This is a genomic window from Gordonia sp. 34D, from assembly GCF_056682775.1.
This window is the reverse complement of record NZ_CM155293.1, coordinates 434,460-457,187: the sequence shown is the minus strand read 5'-3', so window position 1 is coordinate 457,187 and position 22,728 is coordinate 434,460. Positions and strand designations below refer to the sequence as shown.

Annotated in this window: 15 protein-coding genes; 3 read left to right on the top strand and 12 right to left on the bottom strand. The window is 59.2% G+C overall.

The annotated features are described in order from the left end of the window. Positions 1–33: 33 nt before the first annotated feature. The 7 genes from AC1L34_RS02180 to AC1L34_RS02150 all read right to left on the bottom strand — a co-directional run bounded on the left by AC1L34_RS02180 (position 34) and on the right by AC1L34_RS02150 (position 11,095). Complete coding sequence (locus AC1L34_RS02180; protein WP_424322095.1) at positions 34–1,281, bottom strand: restriction endonuclease subunit S; 1,248 nt, start codon at positions 1,279–1,281, stop codon at positions 34–36. Further along, positions 1,278–3,710 carry a type I restriction-modification system subunit M gene (locus AC1L34_RS02175; protein WP_424322096.1) on the bottom strand — a complete coding sequence of 811 codons (2,433 nt, stop codon included), beginning with the start codon at positions 3,708–3,710 and terminating at the stop codon, positions 1,278–1,280. The genes AC1L34_RS02180 and AC1L34_RS02175 overlap by 4 nt, the downstream gene beginning before the upstream one ends. A 428-nt stretch (positions 3,711–4,138) precedes the next feature. Then, on the bottom strand, positions 4,139–5,218 hold the full coding sequence (locus AC1L34_RS02170; protein ID WP_424322097.1) for a DUF262 domain-containing protein: 1,080 nt from the start codon (positions 5,216–5,218) through the stop codon (positions 4,139–4,141). Next, positions 5,215–6,060 (bottom strand): FRG domain-containing protein, encoded by an 846-nt coding sequence (locus AC1L34_RS02165; RefSeq protein WP_424322098.1) that lies wholly within the window; start codon positions 6,058–6,060, stop codon positions 5,215–5,217. The genes AC1L34_RS02170 and AC1L34_RS02165 overlap by 4 nt, the downstream gene beginning before the upstream one ends. A 594-nt stretch (positions 6,061–6,654) precedes the next feature. Further along, on the bottom strand, positions 6,655–9,273 hold the full coding sequence (locus AC1L34_RS02160; RefSeq protein ID WP_424322099.1) for a multicopper oxidase domain-containing protein: 2,619 nt from the start codon (positions 9,271–9,273) through the stop codon (positions 6,655–6,657). Continuing rightward, complete coding sequence (locus AC1L34_RS02155; protein WP_424322100.1) at positions 9,270–10,421, bottom strand: hypothetical protein; 1,152 nt, start codon at positions 10,419–10,421, stop codon at positions 9,270–9,272. Before AC1L34_RS02155 ends, AC1L34_RS02160 begins: the two co-directional genes overlap by 4 nt. Then, positions 10,418–11,095, bottom strand: a complete 678-nt coding sequence (locus AC1L34_RS02150; RefSeq protein WP_424322101.1) for a helix-turn-helix transcriptional regulator — start codon at positions 11,093–11,095, stop codon at positions 10,418–10,420. The genes AC1L34_RS02155 and AC1L34_RS02150 overlap by 4 nt, the downstream gene beginning before the upstream one ends. Positions 11,096–11,178: 83 nt before the next feature. On the opposite strand from AC1L34_RS02150, the gene AC1L34_RS02145 reads away from it, so the two are divergent. Continuing rightward, positions 11,179–11,946: a DUF2249 domain-containing protein gene (locus tag AC1L34_RS02145; protein WP_424322102.1), complete on the top strand. Its 768-nt coding sequence runs from the start codon at positions 11,179–11,181 to the stop codon at positions 11,944–11,946. A 230-nt stretch (positions 11,947–12,176) separates the two neighbouring features. Here the strand turns inward: AC1L34_RS02145 and AC1L34_RS02140 are convergent, their stop codons facing one another. Together AC1L34_RS02140 and lplAB are read right to left on the bottom strand one after the other, a co-directional pair. Then, positions 12,177–13,214 carry a hypothetical protein gene (locus AC1L34_RS02140; RefSeq protein WP_424322103.1) on the bottom strand — a complete coding sequence of 346 codons (1,038 nt, stop codon included), beginning with the start codon at positions 13,212–13,214 and terminating at the stop codon, positions 12,177–12,179. Positions 13,215–13,299: 85 nt separating this feature from the next. After that, positions 13,300–14,349, bottom strand: a complete 1,050-nt coding sequence (gene lplAB, locus AC1L34_RS02135) for a lipoate-protein ligase LplAB (RefSeq protein WP_424322104.1) — start codon at positions 14,347–14,349, stop codon at positions 13,300–13,302. A gap of 691 nt (positions 14,350–15,040) precedes the next feature. Between lplAB and AC1L34_RS02130 the strand changes: the two genes are divergently transcribed. Next, positions 15,041–16,243 carry a TPR repeat domain-containing protein gene (locus AC1L34_RS02130; protein ID WP_480035073.1) on the top strand — a complete coding sequence of 401 codons (1,203 nt, stop codon included), beginning with the start codon at positions 15,041–15,043 and terminating at the stop codon, positions 16,241–16,243. Positions 16,244–17,249: 1,006 nt separating this feature from the next. Beyond that, entirely contained in the window at positions 17,250–18,119 is an 870-nt protein-coding gene (locus tag AC1L34_RS02125; protein WP_424322105.1) for a hypothetical protein, read from the top strand. Between the two features lie 384 nt (positions 18,120–18,503). Here AC1L34_RS02125 and AC1L34_RS02120 read toward each other — a convergent pair whose 3' ends face one another. From AC1L34_RS02120 to AC1L34_RS02110, 3 genes are all read right to left on the bottom strand, one after another. Further along, on the bottom strand, positions 18,504–19,043 hold the full coding sequence (locus AC1L34_RS02120; protein ID WP_424322106.1) for a hypothetical protein: 540 nt from the start codon (positions 19,041–19,043) through the stop codon (positions 18,504–18,506). Positions 19,044–20,413: 1,370 nt separating this feature from the next. Continuing rightward, a complete protein-coding gene (locus AC1L34_RS02115; RefSeq protein ID WP_480035072.1) occupies positions 20,414–20,875 on the bottom strand; it encodes an LppA family lipoprotein in 462 nt (153 codons plus the stop codon). 98 nt (positions 20,876–20,973) lie between these two features. Beyond that, positions 20,974–22,449, bottom strand: coding sequence for an alpha/beta hydrolase (locus AC1L34_RS02110; protein WP_424322109.1), 1,476 nt, complete (start codon positions 22,447–22,449; stop codon positions 20,974–20,976). Between the last annotated feature and the right edge of the window lie 279 nt (positions 22,450–22,728).

The following is a 22,728-nucleotide window of genomic DNA, read 5'->3' as shown; positions in this document are numbered from 1 at the left end:
CTGCCAGGAACAGGCGAACCGATTTGCCACCACTCACGAAGCAGTCTCCAACGGCAGCCGCGTGCGGCCTGTCAGAAGCTGCTTCATCATGCCGGTCTTGACAGCACGAGCCTTGGTGAGGCGTGCTTCTAGTGTGTCTAGTTCATCGTCGGCATCCGTGAAGACATCGGCGATCCGCTTCTGCTCCTCAAGGCTAGGCAGGGGAATTCTGATGCGACCAAGTTCTGAACGCGCGATACGGGTCCGGGTTGATCCTCCACAACGTTCGCTCACCTCTTGAAACCATCCAGGTGTAGAGAAGGCAGCGACCAGAAAGCGACGATCCGCCAGCCCTGGATCGGGTCGATAGATGCTGACGTCAACAGACGTCAGCATGCGGCGTTCACCTATATCCTTCACGATGCAAGCCCGTCCGGCAGGCTCAGCAAGTCGACAGATCAAGATGTCTCCTGGCACAACTTCCTTGCACTTCAGCGTTGAAAATGACTCATCTGAGACGTAGCGCTTTGTACCGCGATCGAGCAATCGACCAACCCCGACGTTGCCAGTCTGGAGCAGGCGGTTTCCGGCGGTCGTAATGTGCTCTGACTCGACCCAATCACCATCGTTGAACAGGGTTCTTTGATTGTTCGCGAGCTGGTAGATACTGACTTCGGACCAGGGCTCGGTAAAGCCAGGGAAGCGCGTGCGGCCGGTCAGTAGCTGCTGCATCATGCCCTGCTTGATCGCCTGCTTCTTGGTGATGAGGCGTTCGAGGGTGGTGATCAGATCGTCAGCATCTCGAAGTGCCACTGAAACTGCACGCTGTTCATTGGGATCTTTCGGCATCGAGATCTTGAAGTCACGGATATCACGGGGACTAATGTGCGGGATGGCAGTGTGGGTCTTTACGTCATCGACGTGCTTTACAAAGTCTCGCGAGCCGATCCATTGATACAAGAGGTCTTGGTCTATCGCCTTGCCGCGCAATCGTGCAACTCGCTGGACTAGGTAAGCAGGGAGTTCAGCCTCGGTGATTCGGGCAAAGCTGCGCCCTACCAGGGCTCCATCCATTGCGATGACGATGTCGCCATCCCGAAGGACGAAAGCGCGGAGACTTGAATCGTGGTCAGACCAGTACCTAGCGATGTCTGACGACCAGTCGATGACTCCCCGCTTGACGTTGGAGCCGCGAATAAGGCGGATTCCTGTTTCCGCGAAAGCTGAGCTAGGGAACGGAAATCCGGTCAAGAACTCCGAAGCCTGGCCTACGGTTGTTTCAGTCCACCCGGTGAGACTCACGGACGTACCTCCATCGCAGCCAAATGTCCCGCGATCTTTGCCTCAAGTTTCTGTAGCTCAGAATCGAGATCCTCGACGGTCGTCGCATAGCGTTCACCGAGTTGCTGAATACGAACTACAAGATCACGCGTAAGTGCTTCAACCTCACCAGCGACGCGGCGTACAACTGTCGCCTGCCATTTATCGTCGAGCACGAGGGTCTTGATGTCATTCTCGGTCAGGTCGCCGTACTTCTTGAGCGTGGCGAGATCGAGCTCGCCTTGGGCGTCTTTGACAGCCTTCTTGGCGGTTGCTTCGGCGTTGTACAGCTTGGTGGCGTGTTGCAGTGCCTTGATTTCGTCGGGGTCGCCGCCGGTCTTGATCGCCTTTAATCGTGCGGCGACGAGCGCCTTGGAGATCTTGTCGTCATCCATAGCATCGGCAAGCAGTCCGTCTTCGACGGCATGTTCTTCGACGTATTCCTCGACAGCTCGGGTGGCTTCCTCGGCCGCAGCGGTGAGGTCGTCGATGGCGGCCTGTTCATTGGCGAAGTAGCGCGCCACGATCAGAGCCGGCGGAATCAGATCCATCTTGTATTTGGTGGCACTACGACCGGAACCGACCACAAGATCGGGCGTTTCGGAGAGCTTGCGTTCCTTGTCCTCGATGGTCTTGCGTGGCTTGGCGGCGTTCAGCCAGCCGTCCGCCATGACCAGGTAGGCGTCGTCGTGCATGGTGTCGTGCCAGTAGGTCATGAGCTGCTCATAGACGTCGTACTCGTCGAGCAGCGGCATCGGCTTGAAGCGCGACAGCAGGTCATCGCCAATGGCCGCGATGAGGTTGTTCGGCTTGGTGTCGGCAGTGATGCTGGCAAGGGTGTCGCGGTGCGCAGCGAACCAGTCTTCGACGATGCCGGTGGCTTCGTCGCGCAGCTTGTGGAAACCGGGTGCGTCGAAGATCGCCTGCTGCACGGCGCCCACGTCGATAGCCAAATCGCTGTAGCCCGGACGATTCGGCGCGAAGATCTGGCTGCGCAGCTGAGGGAAGGCGTCCCAGTAGCCCTGGAGTGCGTCGAGGTCGCGGTCGGGAATGCCGCCGTGCAAATGAGCGCTGAGGTCCTGCAAGTCTTCGGGTTCGGAGGAGTCGATGTAGCGCGGGATGTTGAGGTTGTAGTCGTTCTTGGCGTCGGCGATCTCGCTCATCGGGACCATGCGCGAGTAGCGGTCGATCTCGATCTGCTTATTGAAGGTGTCGACGACCTTGTGCAGGTCCTGGCTACGTAGGCGGTTCTTGTTGCCGTCTTTCATGAAGCCCTTGGAGGCGTCGATCATGAAGACACCGGTTCGGGCCTGGGCGTTTTCCTTGTCGAGGATGACCACGCAGGCCGGAATGCCGGTGCCGTAGAACAGGTTTGCCGGCAGGCCGATGATGCCCTTGATGAAGCCCTGCTTGAGCAGGCGGGTGCGGATGGTGGCCTCGGCGTTGCCGCGGAACAGGACGCCGTGCGGCAGGATGATCGCCGCCTTGCCGGTGCTCTTGAGCGAGGTGAGCGCGTGCAACAGGAAGGCGTAGTCGCCGTTCTTCTCTGGCGGGCGGCCGTACTCGAAGCGGCCGTAGTCGTTCTCGAGGCCGTTGTTCCAGGATTTCACCGAGAACGGCGGGTTCATGACAATGTAGTCGAAGGTCCGCAGATGGTCGCCCTTGGTGAACTGCGGGCTGGTGATGGTGTCGCCCTTTTCGATCTCGGCGATCTCGTTGCCATGCAGGATCATGTTCATCTTGGACAGGGCCCAGGTGGCGTTGTCCTTCTCTTGGCCGTAGATCGTCATGCCGCGCGGCGCTTCGGCGGCAGCCTTGAGCAATAGCGAGCCGGAACCACAGGCCGGGTCGTAGACGGTCTGGTCCTGGCGGGTATTCGGCCCAATGCCGACCACCTTGGCGAGGATGCGGGACACCTCGGCCGGCGTGTAGAACTGGCCCTTGCTCTTTCCCGACTCCGTAGCGAAGTGGCGCATCAAGTACTCGTAGGCGTCACCGAGTAGGTCGTCGCCCTCGGCGTGAGAGCCACGGAAGTCCAGGTCGTTGAAGATAGTGACCAGCTTGGAGAGGCGGTCCTGCATCTCCTTGCCCTTGCCGAGCTTCTCCTCATCGTTGAAGTCGGCCTGATCGATGACGTTCCGCAAATCGTTGGCCTCGGCGAGCTTGGCGATGATCTTGTTGAATCGGTCGCCGATCTCCTTGTCGCCCTTGGCGGCGAGCATGTCGTCGAACGAACCGCCGGAAGGTACCTCAATAAGGCTGTTCGCGTCGATTGTGGCCTTGTCGGACACGTACTTCACGAACAGCAGCGTCAGGATGTAGTCCTTGTACTGGCTTGCATCCATGCCGCCACGAAGCTGGTCGCAACTTGCCCACAGCGATGAGTAGAGGTCTGATTTCTTGAGTGCCACTGTTGGACGGACCCTTCAATAATGACGGTTGGGCATGGACGCCCGGTGAGGTCGATACCTCGTCTTTGGGCCACACCCACTTTACGACTGTAAGAATGGCAGGTGGGTCTGACATACCGACCCTGCGAATGTCGACAACGTCGCGGCGGGATGGTGAGCATTCCTAAAGTACCTGATCCAGGTTCGCTGCATGCCCGATGGCCACCACAAATCCCCTACGTCCAAGTCTCACCTCAACGCATACGAGATCGGGCATGCGTGACGCTATACCTGTCGCCACCAGCCCAGGCAGCCCACAGCACACGCGACAAAATGCTCCCGCCCCACCGGCACCGGCGCCCTTCGACGACTATGGACCCTGATCTGAACCGGGGAGATTAAACACATACAACTGCTGGCCACGGCCACCAACCCCTTTCGTCTCATGTCTACAAATAGCTCGCTATGAAATCACTCATTATTTCAGCCATTAGATAAACTGAGTGCGCGTCATTTGGGTTCCGCATGAGCCGGTTGTATTTAATCAGTGCATCCAACTCCCAGCGACCCACTTCACGAGACATGTTCCAGGTAGAGCCCTCAAGACGATCTAGGCCCCTCACCTCAGTCCTCAAATTGTCGAACGACTCAAGCGCCTCCCTGTTTGGCGGTTGAGTATTAGCTCCGCGAAATACCAGGTAATACACAGGCATCTGACCTTGCGTACTTAATAATGGATCACGCTCATCGAAAATATCAACCATCACATTGAGGGTCTCCATCACCGTATCCGCGGATGAAGCCAGATATCCATCATTGTCGTCACCACTTAAACCCGACCGAAAAAGCTCGTCAAGCTGCCTCTTCTTAAGATCTACAGGTCTTGCGGATGCCTCAAGTAGCAGTAGCTTCGCCGCCGCTTGATCGTGCGCTCGCCCCCTGTTCGAGAATTTCACACACTTGGAGAAGAACGTCGATGATGCGATACCTCGAACCAACTCCGGAACAATTCCATTCATCGCATTTCTTCGCTCTGCCGCCGTCAGAGGTTTACCACTATTTAATCGAACAAATAGTTCATTCACCATCTCCAACTCGTCGCTAATCACGCTCATCACAGGAAGATTGAAATTATCTACCTTCAAACGAAGATCTGGATACAATTCATTAAGTTCAGAATACCGGAGACCCGCTATCGGAACGTCCGGATCCGAGCGAAGGACAAAATCTGGCGGCAGCGAGAGCTCGTTGTCGAAATACTTAAAGATCGCAGAGAGCCGCTGCTTTCCATCGATGATCGCAAATCTCTTTCCTGATGTATTAAGATCAGACTTGAAGTAAGTAAAATCGGCGAGATAAAGCTTAGGCATATCAAAGTCATTAATGATCGTGTCAATCAAAAAACCTTGCCGATCCAACTCCCAGGCCGGGCCAGTTCTCTGATATGGCGGCTCAAAGTCGATGCTGTCACGGTTTCGATACCACCACGAAGCGGTCTTTGCCTCAAAAGGCCGCACTTCAAATGTCACAGTAGCCCACTCTCATCTAATCGTTCAACTAATTCCCGGGCCAACCCTGTTAAATCGGGGAATATCATTGATTGCGTGAATCCGAGATTTACCAATTCGGCACGAATCTGCGGGCGAGCGGCCGCCGGGATCGTAATCCTGAATAGCAAATCTTTACTCGAACATGAGCCAGCCCGCGCCAGTTCGCCAGCCTGATCCTCTATCGAACTTGTAGATAGACCCCCTAGCGTGAACACTCCACGCTGACTAACTATTCGCTTGGTATTGTGTACACCGTAAATACAAACGGGCGGGTCTGCGAGAACATCCCGTCGAGTCGCAGTCCAAGGCTGCATCGAATCTACCGTCTCAGAGTGAGGCGAAAGCACATTGTTGACGCTCCGCTGTTGAGAAAATACTAAATCGTTCCATTTCGCCGGATTCAATACCCAGATAGCGGCATCAAATTCGTCCGCCTTGCCTTGCACTGCAAACCAAAGTGCAACCAAAGCGCTTTCCGACCAGTCCAGGAGCCGGGTCGGAACTCCGTAATGCTGCATCTCGAAAAGGTAGTCAATCTTCACCACAGGCGATGGCCCCTCACGAAATGGTGCAGACCTCTCAGAAAATCGGTCAAGGAGCCATTCCTCGACGTCCAACAATCTATTAATTCCCAGAACCGGGCCGGAAGCTTCAGATTTAAGCCTATAAAGCGTAGGCTTCAGTTCATATTGGGTTGAGGAAATCCCCCGGAACCAGCGGACTGTTCCACCATCGTTCGGAGAACCAGCAATTTTCACGAATTCGGAAACGGACCCAACCTCGAAAGGCGGTGTTTGTGCGGTCAATTCTTGATTCCCCATTGCGGCTCTGATATATCCGGACAAATAATATCTCATACTTTACTACAGGTTGAGCGGCACTCCCAGCTAACAAGGATCTTGCAATACAGCGCCGGGGCTCCGGAAGTCGGTGCATGAGACTGCGACCTCGAACTTGCGCCTATTCGTCGGCGTGGCAGCTGGGACAGGAGTGGCTTGCGGGATTGGATGCAAATCGTTAGATGAACCGTCCAACAGCAAGGCGAAGCCCACACGCAATCTTCCACGATCACCTCTGCCATTGCCCCCAATTCGGAATTTACAACGGCTTCAGCCCGGATGAGTTCACCCTTACGCAAACTGTTCGCCCGCAAAGACGCCGGCGCCCTCGAGCTGCGATCGGTGGCCCTTCGCTGTTCGTGAGGAGAATCGGCGTCGGCCGAAGTTTCTAGCGGGTTCGATAAGGTGCGGTTGCCGTAGAGCCGATTGAGTGACCAACGCGGGCAGTAGGGCGGCTATCTACTACACACCAACTCGCCCCGCAGACCTAGTTTGGAAGACTAGGACTCTAGCCCACCGCCACCTCCAGAATTCGGTGCGACCCCTGCGGGATACCGCGCCTAACTCACCTACCCCTCACTCCACCTCAACCACCCCATGCGCCCCCTTCTCCGCATCCGCCATCGCATGCGTCACAAACGGATAGTGCCCAGCCTCCGGGAAGCTCAACTCCACAAACCCACCTTGCGCCGGAGCTAGATCCAGCACCTGCGCGCCGCCAGCCTCAGCATTCCCCGGCCGCAATGAGTACGAACCTTCCTTGAACACCGTGTCGAACTGACCACCCACAATGTGGAACGCGCTCCCCAGGTTCGGGCCCGCATCGACAACCCAAATGCGCACCCGTTCACCGACTTTCGCCTTCAGCGGAGCATGGTCGTACTGGTTGGCGTACCCATTGAAGACCACCAAGTCACGACGACCGTCGGCCACTTTCGCCGGATCGGCACCGTCCTTGCCGCCGAGGTACATCTCCGACTGCACCAGTACATACTCGCGATCCACTGCAGGCAGATTCGGCGGATCGATGATCACCGCACCGAACATGCCGTTCGCGATGTGCACTGACATCGGCATCGTCGAACAGTGGTACAGCCACGCACCGCTGCGCGTCGCCGTAAACCGGTAGACGAGAGATTCGCCCGGCTGAATCGTCCGCATCGGACCGTCCGGAGCCAACGCCCCGGCATGGAAATCGATGGAATGACCCATCGTCGCGTTGTTCACCAGCGTGATCTCAAACGAGTCACCTACACGACCACGCAGCGTCGGACCCGGCGCGCTCCCGGAGTAGTTCCCATCCGCGGCGACAATCCCGTACGGCCACTGCGTCTGCGTGACGCCGGGCGCCACCTCGCGCTGCACGTCGCGCACCTCAAACCGGTAGCGGTGCATCTTCTCCGGCGGAGCGGGCGGCAAGTTCGGATCCCGCGCCACAAACCCCGGACCCGGCGCAGCCTCCAGATCGACAGGCCCCGAGGGCATCTCGTGATTCATGGTCGGCTCGGTCGACTTCTCGGCGGGACTGCCAGCCACAACGATGTCGAGCACCATGCCCATCTGCCGATGCCCGGGCAGCGAACACCACGCCTGCTGCGTCGCACCAATCACGCCCGCGTCGAGGGTGGCCTTCTCCCCCGGCGACAACCGCGGCGTCCCACGACCGTCGGGCATCACAATGTCGTGCGTCTGCGTCCCCGTGTTAGTCAGGTTAATGACGAGGCGGTTGCCGCGCGGCACCTCGATCTTCCCGGGCGTAAACCGCATGCCCTTGATGCCGATGTCGACGGTGGTGGTCTGACCGGTCGCGACAACGGTCGACTTGTCGCTGCCCGGCAGTCCGACAGCCGCCGGATCCACCGCCACGCCAACCGCCGCAGCCACTACGACCGCCGCGACCCCAGCGGCGAGGGAACCCAGCACCACGCCGCCGGGACGTGCGGTGGGATTGGGGCGGGACCGCGCATCGTCGGGCAGGCGGAGCCCCTTGTAGGCACCCCAAATCACCAGCGGGATAAACGATCCCAGTGCGACGACGGCGACGGCCGCCCCCAGCGTGTGCGGCCAGCCCGACCCGGGCAGCGCCCACACCAGGAGGCCGGCGTTGGCCGCTCCCACGCGGGCGGGACCGGCGATGTCGAGGACGCGCATCGACGCCTGCGTGGCGATCGGCTTCTTCCCGAGCACGACGGGAATCAGGTAGCTGAGCGCACCGAGCAGCACCTGCGCCAAGAACCCGCCGAGCAGCGCGGTGGTGAGAATGTTGAGCCTGTCGTAGACGCTCTCCCAATCGGGGGCGGTCGCATAGGCAATGGCCCCGACAATCACCGACACGAACAGCCACAGCACACCGGCCAGCACCGACAGTCCGGCGAAGCTCGACGGCGTCTTGCGTCGCACCTCGTCGGCGTGCGACCACGCCATGTAACCGAACGCCGCCGCATACCCGAGCATGCCGATGGCCGAGACCACCTGCAGGCCGATCAACGCGCCGGTCACGATCACCACAATCGCGGCGCACAGCAGCGGCAACCCATTCTTGGCGGCCTTCTCCACACCGTCGGCCATGCGTGTCCGCAGGATGGTGGGCCACAGCGTCACGAGGGTGCCGATCACCGTGAGACCGATCCACCCGAACACGTTGAGCGTCGCGTGAGCGACGGCGAGGCGGGCGGGCCAGTCGCCGGGCAGGTCGCCGCGCGCGATCGTCGCCCCGAACCCGATGCCAATCAGCAGCATGGTCCCGGAGGCCACGTAGAAGTGCACCATCGGCCCAAAACGCGACGGCAACGCGGTCCTCACCCGCTGAAACAGGCTCGCCGAATGCCAGGCGATCGCCGCGAACGCGACCGTCGCCCCCGCCACAATGGCGTACCACAACGCGTGCGACACCTCCCCGCGCTGCGCCCCGATAATCCCGTACGAGACGACGACGGTCACGGCACCGATGTTGAACGCAATGAGTCGAACCGCGTGCTGAACCCGCTGCTCAGTGTGTGAAAGCCGCAGGACCGCCTCGGTGAAGTACCAACTCCAAATCAGGATCGCGTTGCTCGCGGCCCCGAGGCCCAGCAGATGGATCATCAGCCAATGCCCACCGGCCAGCGAATTGCCGGAGATGGTGACGCCAAGCAGCGCGATCAGCCATGCCAGGACGACGAGGCCGGCCCGCAGATTCCAGGTACGCATGGTCATGCCGTGGCCTCCTGCTTCGACGGTTCGGGCTTCGACTTCACGCGCGGCGTCATCAGTACCGACCCGATCGCGATCACCACAAACAGCAGCACCGCCACCACATTGCCGATGCCGCCCGCAGTGACCGCCCACAGCTGATCGGCACCGTCACCCACGACGATCCGCAGCAGCAACGTCGCATGCAGCACCACGGCTGGCACGTACATGACGGGGTGGTACGGCAGCGGGCGACGCAGGACGGCGGGCAGGATGATCGGCGCGTGCGCGAAGATCATCGACATCACGAACCCGAGGAACACCGCATGGGCCGACGCGTCGTACCCGGTGCCGTCGCGGACCGGTCCGACGACGAGCCAAATCCCGCCCGCAATCAGCAGCCAAAAGTAGCCGGCCAGCAGGCAGACGGCCGAGAAGCGCGTGAGGCCGGTGGAGCGGACGGTGCGGCGGGCAATGTCGTAGACGATGAGCCACACGGTGAACACCAGCAGCGCGCCGCCGAGCACGCGGTAGCCCGCCGTCGGCCACAGCAACGACGCTGGCACCGCGAGCCAAATCCCCGCGCACGCCACGAGCGCCCCGGCTTCGGCGTTCCCGACAGCGAAGGCGACGCGAGCCAGTTCGAGTCGTTCGCCACCGATGGTCAAGATCAGGTACCCGGCCAACCATGGCAGCAGGTATGGGATCGGGACACCGGACGCGAACAGGATCGCCCCGCCCAGCGCCAGGACCGCGCCGGCGGCTTGGACCAGCACGGCGGTCGCCGAATTGCGTTGCCACAGGGGCACATACACGGCGATCAGCATCGCCGACCCGAATGCGAGGAGCACTCCGCCGATCCACGACGGTTCGACGAAGATCAGCGCGAGCCCACCCAAGCCGAGGCTGGCGGGCGCCAGGAAGCCCCACAGTTTGCTCAGCGCGACGGCCCGTTCCAGCGCAACCAGGGTCCCCACGAAGCCGTAGACCATCAGCATGCCGTGCACGTCCGCGAGGCGTCCGACGGTGACGGGGGCGCCGACGCCGAGGAGCAAGAGTGCCGCGTCGAGTCCGGCGAGCAGTGCGAGTCCGCCGGGAATTAGCAGCGCCAGACGCAGGGCCGTGGGGCTGGGTTGGGCGGGTTTCGGTTTGGCAGCGCCGTCGTCGCTCATTCGTCGGCCTGCTCGTCGAGGCGCAGCAGGCAGCAGCCGGGCTTAGCGAACGGGGTCAGCACAGGTTTGAGATTAGTGTCGCCGACCACGTCCAGAGAGCCTTGGACCAAACCGACATGGATCTGGCATGTCACATCCGGGTATTGGCGTGCGGCGTCGAGCAGCGGGCAGCGCGTCAGAGCGATGGTGGCGGTGTCGTCGGACTGCGGCGCAAACCCGAAGTCGGTGAGGTGAGCGATCACCTGCGCGCGCGAATCCCCCTGCACCGTCCGCTTTTTCGCGATGTCCCTCCCCCACGTGCGGCCTAGTTCGCGGGCGGCGGCAGCGGGATCGTCGGACGTGGCTTTCAGGTGACCAGCCAGTGCGACGGCCATGCCTGCATAGGCGCGGAGGGTGGCGTCGGCATCGGCGGCGACGGCCTCGTAGAGCCAGGCTGGACGACCGCGGCCCGATGACTCAGCGCGGGTCCGTTGAGCGAGTCCGGCGTCGACGAGGGCGTCGAGATGTTCGCGAACAGTGTTGGCGTGCAAGCCCAAAGCGGTCGCGACGTCGACCACGCGCACGGGCCCGGAGACACCGCGAAGCTGCTCCAGGGCGGCCTGTTGCGCGGCGCTCAGCGCGGGCGCGGCGGTCGGCGTGGGAGCCGGTCCTTTGGCAGGCACTTTATTATTCACGGTTACTACCGTATTAAATAGAAGACAGATCGGCCACTGCACCCTCCGCATCCGGCCGACAACCATTTGGAAGGACACTCGCGATGACAAGCAACGACGTAGTGATGGCGTCCAACGCCGCCGACGCCGACACCCTGGAGCAGCAGCGACAGGCGGTCGCCGAACTGATGGGGCGCGTGGCGGCGCTCGACTCCGGCATGCTCAAGGCCGCGACCTCCGGCACCGGGGTCGACGAGGCACGCACCGCCGTCGCCGCGTTCGCGACCGGCGATGTGGAACCGTGGCTGGAGGCGGCCCGCAAGAAGTTGCTTCCCGAGGCGCTCAACGTTGGTCGTGCACGATTGCTGGTTGAGGGCCTCGCCGGCGAATCGCGGGTGATGAGTCAGCTGGTGAAGCGCGTGAACACTGCTGGCACTGACGCAGTGAATGCGGCCGCTGACACCACGGCACTGCGGGTGCTGATGGAGGTGTTCTTCGGCAAGGTCACCGACATGCTGATGCCTGCCCTCGCTGAGGACAGTTCGGTTTCGTTGGCGGATTTGGTCGCTGATTTGCCGACTGTTTCGGCAGCCCCCGCGCCTGATGCGGGTGGTCACGCCGGCTGCTCGTGCGGTGAGCACGACACCGAGGAGCCGGAACTCGACGTCCGTCAGATTCCGCACGCCATCCGTCACGCAACGGTGTTCGGCGCGTTCGACGCGGTCGCCGACGGCGAGTCGATGATCCTCGTGGCCCACCACGATCCGGTCCCGCTGCTCCACCAACTCGCCGACCGCAGCGGCGGCCACATCCAGGTCGAATACTTGGAGCAAGGCCCCGAGGCCTGGCGTTTGCGGCTGTCGAAGATTTAGCATCCCAATCTTCGAGTAAGCGGTCCGAGCGAAGCGAAGACCGCGCATCGAGAAGTCGGCGATCACAGGCTGGGCCAAAACCGTGCATTAGGTGTCACTTTCGTGCATTAGGTGTCGATCAAGTTCGTACCCCAATGCACGAAAGTGACACCGTATGCACGATCGTGTCGGACGTCCACGCGGAGCCCGTGAGAACCAACTGGGTCAGCCAGCTTCAAAAGCCCCGGCCGCTAAGCGGGCTTACCAACTTCGTCGGCCGTCTTCCCCTTGATCGTGATGACGGTCTTCGGGTCGACGGGCTCGAATGGCGGCGCCTTCTCGCCAAGGACCTTGCCCACCGATTCGACGCCGTCGAACACTTCCGGTGCGTCGAGGTCTTTGTTGTCGGCGTCGTAGTAGTCGAACCACGGGAAGCCGCGCTCGACGTAGGCGTCGCGGTCGACGGGAGTCGACGGCGCTTTCTCCCCCGTAATCGCGGTCCATTGGTCGGCGGAGCACAGGTGCACCACCACTTCCCACGAACGCTCGGGGTCGTAGTCGGTGACGGGCCGGGGATCCTCGTAAATCTCCTGCCGCATGCTTCCGCCTGCCCCCAGACCCATTGGCGCGCCAGTCGGCGGGGGCATCGGCGACGGCCAAGGCGAGTCCATCAGCGGCGCGCCCGAAGCTTCAAGCGCGTACACCATTTCACGCTCGGCCTCCGCCCGGGCGGCCTCCTCGCGACGGGCTGCAGCCAGCCCTGCGTCGGTGAGGCCGACCGCGCGCAACTGAATGCCGCCGTGAACTTCGACGCCCGTCACTTGCGCTTCCACCGTCGCCCCCAATCCGAGTGGGACAGCGACGAATTGGCGGATCTGCCCCTCGCCGGAATTGATGCCGTCGAGCCAAAGCTGTTCGGGTAGCGCCAAATAGTTCTGGGGCTCGCGCACGAGTTCAGGCGACCACTGCTCGCCGCTGACCGCACACACTTCACCAATTCCAACCTGTAGCGCGGCTGCGGGTTCCCGCGTGGAGAATGCCAACCACATGGCTTCGCGCTGGTAGATCGGGAGCATGACGCCGCCCCGAGCACGCCAGTCGGCGGGCACCGTGTCCGGGTAGTCGTCGACCCGTCGGAGTGGGAATCTCCCCATGCCGGGTGGAAGGTAGTGCAGACCTTTCTCGGGGATGCGCAGCGTCCGCTGGAAGTACACGCGCACCGGCCCGAGGCGCAGACTGTCGTGTTCGATACTCACGCCGGTTGTGCTGGCCACGGAGTCTTTCGTCATCGCACTCTCCTTCAACTCGCCGACTTGTCTGTGCCTTTAGAAGTACACGCACCCTCTGACAATTTCGGTCGGCTGTTTCCGGCGACTACGGCACGCGATACGTCCACTCCGGGGTGCTGAACTTGTCCTCCACCAGCTTGGTTGCCGCAGCGAGTTCACCCTCCGAGTATTCGGAATCATTCGTTTCGTACCAGGTCCGGAAGTGCTGTAGGAAAGCCTCGATGATGGCGTCGCGGGTCATGCCGGTTTGCGAGCGCATGGGGTCGACGCGCTTGCCGGAGCTGGTGATGCCTTTGTCGGAGATTTTTTCGCGGCCGATGCGGAGGACTTCGGTCATCTTGTCGGCGTCGATGTCGTACGACATCGTCACGTGGTGCAGAACGGCGCCCGCGACGATTCGCTTCTGGGCGGCGCCGCCGATTTTGCCGCGGTCGGAGACGATGTCGTTGATCGGCACGTAGTGGGCATTGACGCCGACGTCGGCGAGGGCACCCATCACCCAGCGGTCGAGGAACTCGTAGGACTGTTCAAAGTTGAGTCCGTCAACCAGCGACGTCGGCACCACCAGCGAGTAGGTGATGCAGTTGCCGGCTTCCATAAACATGGCGCCGCCGCCGGAGATGCGTCGGACGATCCCGAACCCGAGACGTTCCGCGGCTTCCTCATCGACTTCGTTGCGCACCGACTGGAATGAGCCGATTACCACCAGCGGGGTCGCCCAGTCCCAGAACCGCAGGGTCGGCGGGCGGGTTCCGTCGGCGACTTCCCGCATGATCACTTCGTCGAGCGCCACATGCATGGCGGGGTCGAGGACGACGGGTTCGATGACGTCGAAGGTGTGGTCGTGCCAGCTGGTCGCATGGCCGAGCGCGCGACGAATGGCTACGCCGACGGACTCCGGATCAAAACCGATCATCGCCACGTCGGCAGGTAGCGCTGCGCTGATTTTTGCCCCGAGGTCCTTCGCCGACGCCGCCGCAGGCGCACCCACGACTGCCGCCGTAATGAGCTCCAGGGCTTCGTCGGGTTCAAGAAAGAAGTCACCGGACAAGCTGACCTGCGCGAGCCGACCGTCTTCTATTTCGACGTCCGCGACAACCAATTTTCCACCGGGGACCTTGTATTCACCATGCACGCATCCAGAGTATCGACGTGGGGAGCTGACGGCGGCCATGCCTAGGTCGCATAGGGTAAACGGATGGTCAAAACGAGCCGTGGTGTTCCCCAACTGGCTGCCTTGTCGCGAGCAACAGTCCTCGCACTCACTGCTTGTTCAGTCTCCGGCAACGCCTCCGCGCCCGACCTGTAGGTGACGTCTGTGTCGCCCACGTACCCGAGAGTGAGAATCCGCTACGGGTTGACCAACTCTCAGATCCGGCAGAGGTCGATCAGACCGCACTTTTCGACTTCGTTCTCCTTCCGGAGACTGCCGATTGCAAGGTCTTGCCTTCAGTGGAAATACTGCACCGGCAGGCACCAGGGTCTCACGACGTGCCAATTCCATTGCTTCTTAGCGGGCCTCCAATGACAAGTCCGCAGGGGGCAGAACAAACGATTATCGGACCGGATAGACCAACGATCGTTCCCGTCGACAACAAAACCCCAGGGAACGGAGAACAGCCCCAAGCCCAGATCGACGCGGTGACGTGTACTCCTTACGGAACTAATAAGCATGAGGACGGCAGGGAGACAATTTCAAACCCGGAAGCACAGGCCAAAAGGGCCGCTGAAATCTTACGTAATCCGGACTCGAAACCGGAGGAGATCGAAGCAGCGAAGAAGCTCGTTGAAGTTGCTAGTGCGCTTCCCCCGAGCAACTGGCCACGATGTCAGGTGACGTCGACACGGAGGTCGAGCAAACAAAATACCGCTTCTCTACCACGTTCCTCACCGAACTTGGCGACAGCGACGGCGACAACGGCGTGTACCTGAAGAGGACACTAGATCAGCGTCCCGACCTAAGAACAGCAATTGGTCGGATGCTGGAATGGACATCGGATCCCAATGTCACCGCGAACGTAGACCCGGACGGAAACGGGAAGTTCAAGTTAGTTCGGGGTGGAGACCACAATATCCCTAAGGGCATTCGCCAATATTTCGATGGTCCCGTTGTATCCCAAGGTAGCAATGGGGATCATGTCGCCAAAAATTGGCATGAAAATTCATTTATTGCATGGGTCGCCGAAGGCGCGGAAGATGAATACAAGACAGGAACAGATCTCGACAAGCGTCTCTTGAATGTTGGTGCCGACCCTTCGAATGAAGATCAGGTCACCAATTATCTTGACCGGTCAGTAAACCTCCTCACGATCCTAATGGCGAATGGGGACAAGACCGGAAAGAAGACAAATCCCGTTCGCACGTCGATCATGAGGGTATTTGGGGCAAAGTATGAAGACTACCTGGCAAGCTACGGTCAACAGGACGACCGATCCGAATCCAACAGCGCACAGTTCCAGAAGGCCCCCCGTTTGGCCTCTGTCATAAATACGGCAGATCGCGAGTCGTTCATAACTAGTGGAATCAGTGCGACGGATATGGACTCAATCGCGGCCGCCATCACTGCACGAAATGAATCGGCCAAAAGCCTGATGTTTACATCCATGGGCGTTTTAGGAAAAATCGTTCCCTATGCAGATAAATTGGGAGCCCTCTCGAACGGCGTCAATTTCACATACGATACCGGTCAATATTTGGGTGACAACGGCAAGCCACTTCCGAGTACCAACGTTTCGACTCAGATGAGCCGAATTGATGAAGTGATCTATCCGAGGACTCGAGTACTGCGCGAGATTCCGAATTTGCGGGGAATGTTCGAAAAGGAAAAACCCGGCCAGAGTATAATTCCCAGAGTTCCGAATAGTAGAATATTTGACAGCTCTGGAAAGTTGAAGAGCGATGCGGAGATCGAGAAGGATGTTCCCTCAGCGGTCGAAAGGGAAATAATCTACGCAACACTCTTTGAAATGGCGTGTTACGACTACCCTGTTCGAACACCTGATATGGTGCCAACCACAGGCGGTGGGTAGTGTTTAAACTCGCGAAAAGCGCAGAGTATATCCAGTTCAGCCGCCTATTGTGTACAGTGACCCTTGTGGTCTCGCTCGCTTCCTCATGCAGCAGCGGAGAGGCGACCCCACTTCCGTCGGACTCTTCTGCGAACGAATCTAAACCGGCAGCGTCAAGCCCACCGCCGGTCCAGCGTTACTTTCAGTGGACCGTCAACCCGAACGTGGCAATTCCCCCAAGGAGTTACGAGGTCGTACGAGCCACCATTGAATCGGCAACCATATACGGAGGTATGCCGTGGGGCGGTTTCCCAGGTTATGAAGAGTCCTTCCTTGGAGGAATACCCAAGTCCGTCGATGATCCGCGTATCATCGACGGATCAATATCCAATGGATTCATAAAGAACTACTACGATTCCTATCCAAATTACCCTTGGTCCTTTAAGAACTGATTTATCAATATGAGGAGCGTGGCGACACAATCAGCGCAAGCGGATGCAATATCTCCTACGGGTCATTGCTTCCACCGGAGGGCGCGGATGATCTCCGGGATGATCTCCCAACTGCGACAGCCCTAGTTTTCAGCCTAGAATTCAAAGTAGATGACCTAAGTGATGTGGGGGCTAATGCGTTGACCCCCGAAGATCGCGGCCAACCGTTGCCGCGCTCAGCCACGTGGCGCCCGAAGATCAACGTATTTCGCGACTACCACATCACCCGATTCACCCTTGATCCGATACACCATGCGCCAAATCTAGGCCCTGCCTGTCGTGAATTTACAACAGCCACGTTTGGCAATGACGGACATTGGTCGTCAGACTTTACGTACGAACCATCACAAGCCGAATTTGAGCGTGAACGCGCAAATTTGCATAGCAGCCCTCGATGGATTCCAAACTAGGTCGTGGACGTAGCAGCTGCGTTGGCGGAATTAACTCCAATCGACTCCGCGAATTCCGTACACTGTTAGCACGAGACATCGCCAGTCTCGAACATAAAACAAGGCACCAACCCCGGGTAGAGGATCATGTTTGCACTGATGAAGGACGGCGGTGCCATCCGGCGGGGTCGGATCTTATTTGCGATGGTGATGACGTTGTCTCTGCTCACGTCATGTAGCTATGGCGAGCGGGCAACAGAGTCGTCGACCTCACCAGGCAACGAAGCAGAAGCAGCAGAGTCGAGCCCACCGCCAGCCCAACGTTACTTTCAGTGGACCGTCAACCCGAACGTGGCAATTCCCCCAAGGAGTTACGAGGTCGTACGAGCCGCCATTGAATCGGCAACCATATACGGAGGTATGTCGTGGGGCGGTTTCCCAGGTTATGAAGAGTCCTTCCTTGGAGGAATACCCAAGTCTGCCGATGATCCGCGTATCGTCGACGGATTGATCTCTAATGGATTCAGAAAGAACTACTATGAGTCGCTTCCAAATTATCCGTGGTCCTTTAAAGAACTGATTTATCAATACGAGGAGCGTGGCGACACAATAAGCGCAAGCGGATGCAATATCTCCTACGGGTCATTGCTGCCACTGGATGGCACGAACGTTCGCCCACCGGCGCGAGCCCTAGTTTTCAGCCTAGAATTCAAAGTAGATGACCTAAGCGATGCGGGAGCTAGCGCGTTGACCCCCGAAGATCACGGCCAACCGTTGCCGCGATCGGTCACATGGCGCCCGAAGATCAACGTATTTCGCGACCACCACATCACCCGATTCACCCTTGACTCGATAGACCACACCCCGAATCTAGGCCCTGTTTGTCGTGAATTTACAGCAGCCACGATTGGCAATGATGGACATTGGTCGTCAGATTTTAGATACGAGCCCTCGCAAGCCGAATTTGAGCGTGAACGCGCAAATTTGCATAGCAGCCCTCGATGGATTCCAAACTAGGTCGTGGACGTAGCAGCTGCGAGGAGGAATTAACTCCAATCGACTCCGCGAATTCCATACACTGTTAGCACGAGACATCGCCAGTCTCGAACATAAAACGAGGCACCAACCCCGGATAGAGGATCATGTTTGCGCTAGTGAGGGACGGCCGTCCCATCCGGCGGAGTCGGCTCTTGTTTGCGATGTTGATCATCTTGCCTCTCCTCACGTCATGTAACCATGGCGAGCGGGCAACAGAATCGTCGAGCTCACCAAACAGCGAACCAGAAGCAGCAGAGTCGAGCCCACCGCCGGTCCAGAGTTACTTTCAGTGGACCGTCAACCAGAACGTGGTAATTCCCTCAAGGAGTTACGAGGTCGTACGAGCCGCCTTTGAATCGGCGACTATTTACGCTGGCATTCCTTGGGGCGCGTTTCCAGGTCACCCGAGAGCAGCACCGCAGCCGCACTGTTGTCCCGCAAACCAGAGATAGACGAGTCGAATATGGCTCGTGCAGCACCGCTCGATTTACGGGCGACGATGATGTGCAAGCCAATGTCGCGTGCGTGCGGCAAGAGCGGGACCAACGGCGAAAATGGATTCAGCGCCGTTCCGGACGGCACCAGAACGACGTAGTCGTCGATAACTATAACCATCTCCGGGCCCTTCCACCAGCTCCGCTCACGCAGCTGTGCCGGGGTCACGTCCGGTCCAGACAAGCGGGCTCGCAGGTATTTATCGAGCGCCACAAACACTTCAGACGCCTGCTCCTGCGTCGTGACATATCGCCGCTGCGGCGGTGTCGGAACAAAGTCCAGCAACGACCGCCGCGGATCCACCACCACAACGTCGTTACTGAGCACGTCACGGCGCCGCACAATCTCACCAAGGGCCGCCTTCAGCAGGTTTGTCTTTCCCGCCTCCGTGTCGCGAAAGATGATCAAGTGCGGGTCTTCGCCGAAAATATCGAGCCCAGCGGCGACAGCGTCGCCTCTCTCTTGAGCATCCTCGCTACTTCTCTGGCCAACCTGGGATTGGGCTCAATGCCACCGGAGCTATAGTCTCCGGAGCCCCAAGCTGAGACCCTCGAATGGCACTGGGAATACTATCTAGGCTGGAAGGACACTCACCAATCCCGAGATCTTGGTTCGAAGTACTAATCCGCCACCCATCGAATATGTCGCTCGGCGGAACCCTACTATCTCCGCCAGTACCCCGATCCGTCGGATTAACGTCAAAATTTGGAATCAACTGGAAAACACTCGACTCGACTGTGGTACCCCAGTGCTCAAAAGTAGTCGGGTTCGTCTCCAACTTTTGCCTTACCCCGTCCGAATAATTGCACGAAAGAACTCGCCATCCCCACTCCATAGGGGTGAGCTTCAAACTGCGATAAGAGGTACCGTAGATTTCCCGAATAGTGTCACCTCCCCTACCAAACATATTCGGGTATTTTCTAAATTCACCAGAATCTTTCAAGAGGTTGACCCACCCTTGATAGGAAACACCCGAAACTGTTGAGAGGCTAATCGAGTTCGCCTCTACGAAAGCCCGAGCTACCTGCGCTTGTGGGCTCAAAAGATCACCGTCACCGTTCATAACCCACCGAAAAGTGGCATGATAATTCTGCGGCGGCATTGCCTGCCCACCGTTTGACGGATTATCACTGGTACACGCAGTCAGGAACAGCGGCACCATAGCAAAAAGCGCGTAACACCCGAATCGTAAAGATCGACTTCTGACAGACAAGTTTCTACCCACTCTACCCTGTTGAACTATTAACTCGACTTTCGAACTGACACCGGCAGTCGATCATTGATTACCTCCAGGCCACCCGGGAAACGTAGTGCGGGTAGGAACAGTCGTCAATGGCAACGTCGCAGGCGACAACCAACGCGACCCCGATGGCGTCGTCGACGAAGACACCGAAACCGATTGATCCGGAGAACCCGCACATCCAGACACCAAAACGACCGCGCCAGCAAGCGCAGACAGTGGCATCAGGCATCGATTCAAAATCATCCAGATACTCCTCGCGAAAGATTCTCCATCACCGGGCCGTTCGAGCGTGACATTATGACGCACCTTTCCAAATTCGCCGCCAATTTTGCCCTGGTCAACCCTCACAGAAAATGGCGTCTCATTTCGCTCATACGCCTCAACGATTTTCCGTGCCAAGTTTTCCTTCGAGTCTGACGATCCTCGGATTCCCAGGCCTTATACAAGGGGTTATTCTTGATATTAGGATCTTGCTGGACCATTCCCTCAATAACTTTGGGCATACGATATAGATCGTTATCTACCGTCTTCATCCTCAAATCCCAGCCTTGCGGCGGCACGGTCCCGCCCCGTCGACGGACGTCGCGACCTTGGATCCGAACGCAAAGGTGAAACCATCCGGGCTCGCGAATCTGACGTCGTAGTTCCCCGGTGAATTCTGTGGCGCGAAGTCGGGGACCGCGGAGTACTCGCGCGCAAGCAAGTCAGTGACCTCCGCCAGAGCTGCTGGCCAGGCCAGGTCCGGAATTGGACTATCGGAATAGTAAGAACCGGTAGACGGGAAAGCACCGTTAAACTGCTTATCCTTCAACAAGTCTCCACAGCCGGCCAACCCGCCTCGCCGACCTTCGGTGGTCGACCAACGAAACGCCGTCATCTCAGGAGCATGCTTGGCAACGATCCGACCGATCTCTTCAACGGTTCCTTTGAGTCGGGCGAGGAGCGCTTCGGCCGTCTCGGGATGGTCGAGTTGACGCCAGGAATCGTTGCTTGTCATGTCCGGCCCTTCATTGGAACTAGGCGTGATCGTCGAGCAGGCTGCCACGACGAAGGCGATCAGCCCGGCCGAAACCACAATTGAAATCCGTCGCATGATTAATCGCCTTCGATGAGATTGTCGGGCAACGACCCTAAGACGGCCGCCATGTTGTAGCCAGCCATCCGCATTTCGGGTGTCTGACCATCTGGACCGTATCCAACTCTCAGATAGTCAGAGTGCCCGGTACCTCCGATACGAGGAACGTTGGTTCTGTCCACGCCTGGATGGGTCGACAGCCGGGTAAAGCCGCCGGCGACCGATGGGTCGGGGCCGAAATGCCCGAAGTCGGCGACCAGGTCCTCCCCATTCTCGAGCAAATACATCCGATCGCTCGTGAGGTTGAAGTGCTTTGCCTCATAACGTGGCAGGTCATTCGGGTCGCCGCCTAGTCCCGGCGACCCATAGAACACCGCTTCATCAACCGAGCCACGAGTCTTGCGAAGCGCCTCGGCGGTGACTAACGAACCGTACGAGTGGCCGTACGCGACAATATGCGGGTCCTTTTTCACCGACGCAGCATCGAGTCCGTTGAAGAAATTCGCCAGCCGGGGCGCCGCCTCGTTGGCCTTGCCGGTTGACGCCACATCTCCGCCACCTCGGACGGTGTCAAGCTTTCCAGGCCCGGTCATGTTCGGTGCGTCGTATCCAAGCCACGCGATGGTGGAAACTGTTTCGTCGGGGCGTCCGGCAAGATCAAGCTGCCGACTTGTCTCCGCCCGTAGTTGCTGGGCTTCACCGACCATCCCGTCGGACGGGCGGCCACCGTCAAGCGCACCGCTAATCGTCGTCCCCAAGCCCGGAGTGGTCACCGCGACGTGATCGGCGGTATCGGGATTTCCGACTGCGACGGCGGCGTGGCCGCGCTCTCCCGACCGCATATCCAGCAGAAGGAGCAGCCTGGGTGCATCGGGCGTGCCTTTGGCGAGGGTGCTTTCTACGGTGTCGAGGTCCTTCAACTTCTCTTCGACATACCACTTCTTGGCGTCGTCGTTAGTGAAGGTTCCACCGAACCAGTTGTCGTCGAGGTTGCGTTGCAGTTGGTCACGTTCACGTTCGAGTCGGGCCCGTTCGATGGGGATCTGCGACCGGTTGGCACGATCGCGGTCCGTTGCCGCGATTCCGTCGATGTTGCCGACCCACTCGGGTCGCTCCTTCACGATCTTGTCCCGCTCGTCGCTCGGGAGATCCTTCCACCAAGTCGCAACAGCGTCAGGCTCTCCCGAAAGTTCTGCCGGCGGCTCTGACGCGGTCACATCGACGACCGGACTCTTCGGCTTCGGATTGTCAACAAGTGTCGGCTTCTGCTCCGGGATTACGCACATCGGGATGTCTCTAAATCCCGGCGTTCCCTTGGGCGCTTGTTCGCGCTCCCCCGATTTCACCGCCGACGGGCCGGACGGTTTCTCCGGACCCACACTTGGCGGCTCGCTTCCCGCTGCCGACGAAATGGGCACTGCCGGAGCTGCTGGCACCGAAGTTGGCGCGGCCTGAGCAGTTGGGGGCAGCGTCTTTTGCGATTCCGGACCAGCCATTAGCCTCGCGCTTCCATCGGCAGTGGGGATTACGTCGGCGATTCACTGCGAAACCACACCCTGCCGTGCAGAAATCCGTCTGCCTCGGCGGGAGCTACGGCAGTTCGAGCAGCATCATTTCCAAACTCGGACTTTACCGTCTGAATGCATCTGCCAACGGCCATCCGGGAATCACACGTTTGCTGTTCTCGATTCCGGTCAGATCAACAGCAGAGGCCCAAGCCTCGCAGCGATTCTTCAGATCATGCCGCCCAGAGGGAGTTACGATGGACTCAACAG

What these genes read in the sequence shown, in the direction of transcription:
- AC1L34_RS02155 (WP_424322100.1), bottom strand. Translation starts at nt 10,421, where the DNA reads ATGAGCGACGACGGCGCTGCCAAACCGAAACCCGCCCAACCCAGCCCC.
- AC1L34_RS02145 (WP_424322102.1), top strand. Translation starts at nt 11,179, where the DNA reads ATGACAAGCAACGACGTAGTGATGGCGTCCAACGCCGCCGACGCCGAC.
- AC1L34_RS02130 (WP_480035073.1), top strand. Translation starts at nt 15,041, where the DNA reads ATGTCAGGTGACGTCGACACGGAGGTCGAGCAAACAAAATACCGCTTC.
- AC1L34_RS02160 (WP_424322099.1), bottom strand. Translation starts at nt 9,273, where the DNA reads ATGACCATGCGTACCTGGAATCTGCGGGCCGGCCTCGTCGTCCTGGCA.
- AC1L34_RS02115 (WP_480035072.1), bottom strand. Translation starts at nt 20,875, where the DNA reads ATGACAAGCAACGATTCCTGGCGTCAACTCGACCATCCCGAGACGGCC.
- AC1L34_RS02165 (WP_424322098.1), bottom strand. Translation starts at nt 6,060, where the DNA reads ATGGGGAATCAAGAATTGACCGCACAAACACCGCCTTTCGAGGTTGGG.
- AC1L34_RS02140 (WP_424322103.1), bottom strand. Translation starts at nt 13,214, where the DNA reads ATGACGAAAGACTCCGTGGCCAGCACAACCGGCGTGAGTATCGAACAC.
- AC1L34_RS02110 (WP_424322109.1), bottom strand. Translation starts at nt 22,449, where the DNA reads ATGGCTGGTCCGGAATCGCAAAAGACGCTGCCCCCAACTGCTCAGGCC.
- AC1L34_RS02125 (WP_424322105.1), top strand. Translation starts at nt 17,250, where the DNA reads ATGTTTGCACTGATGAAGGACGGCGGTGCCATCCGGCGGGGTCGGATC.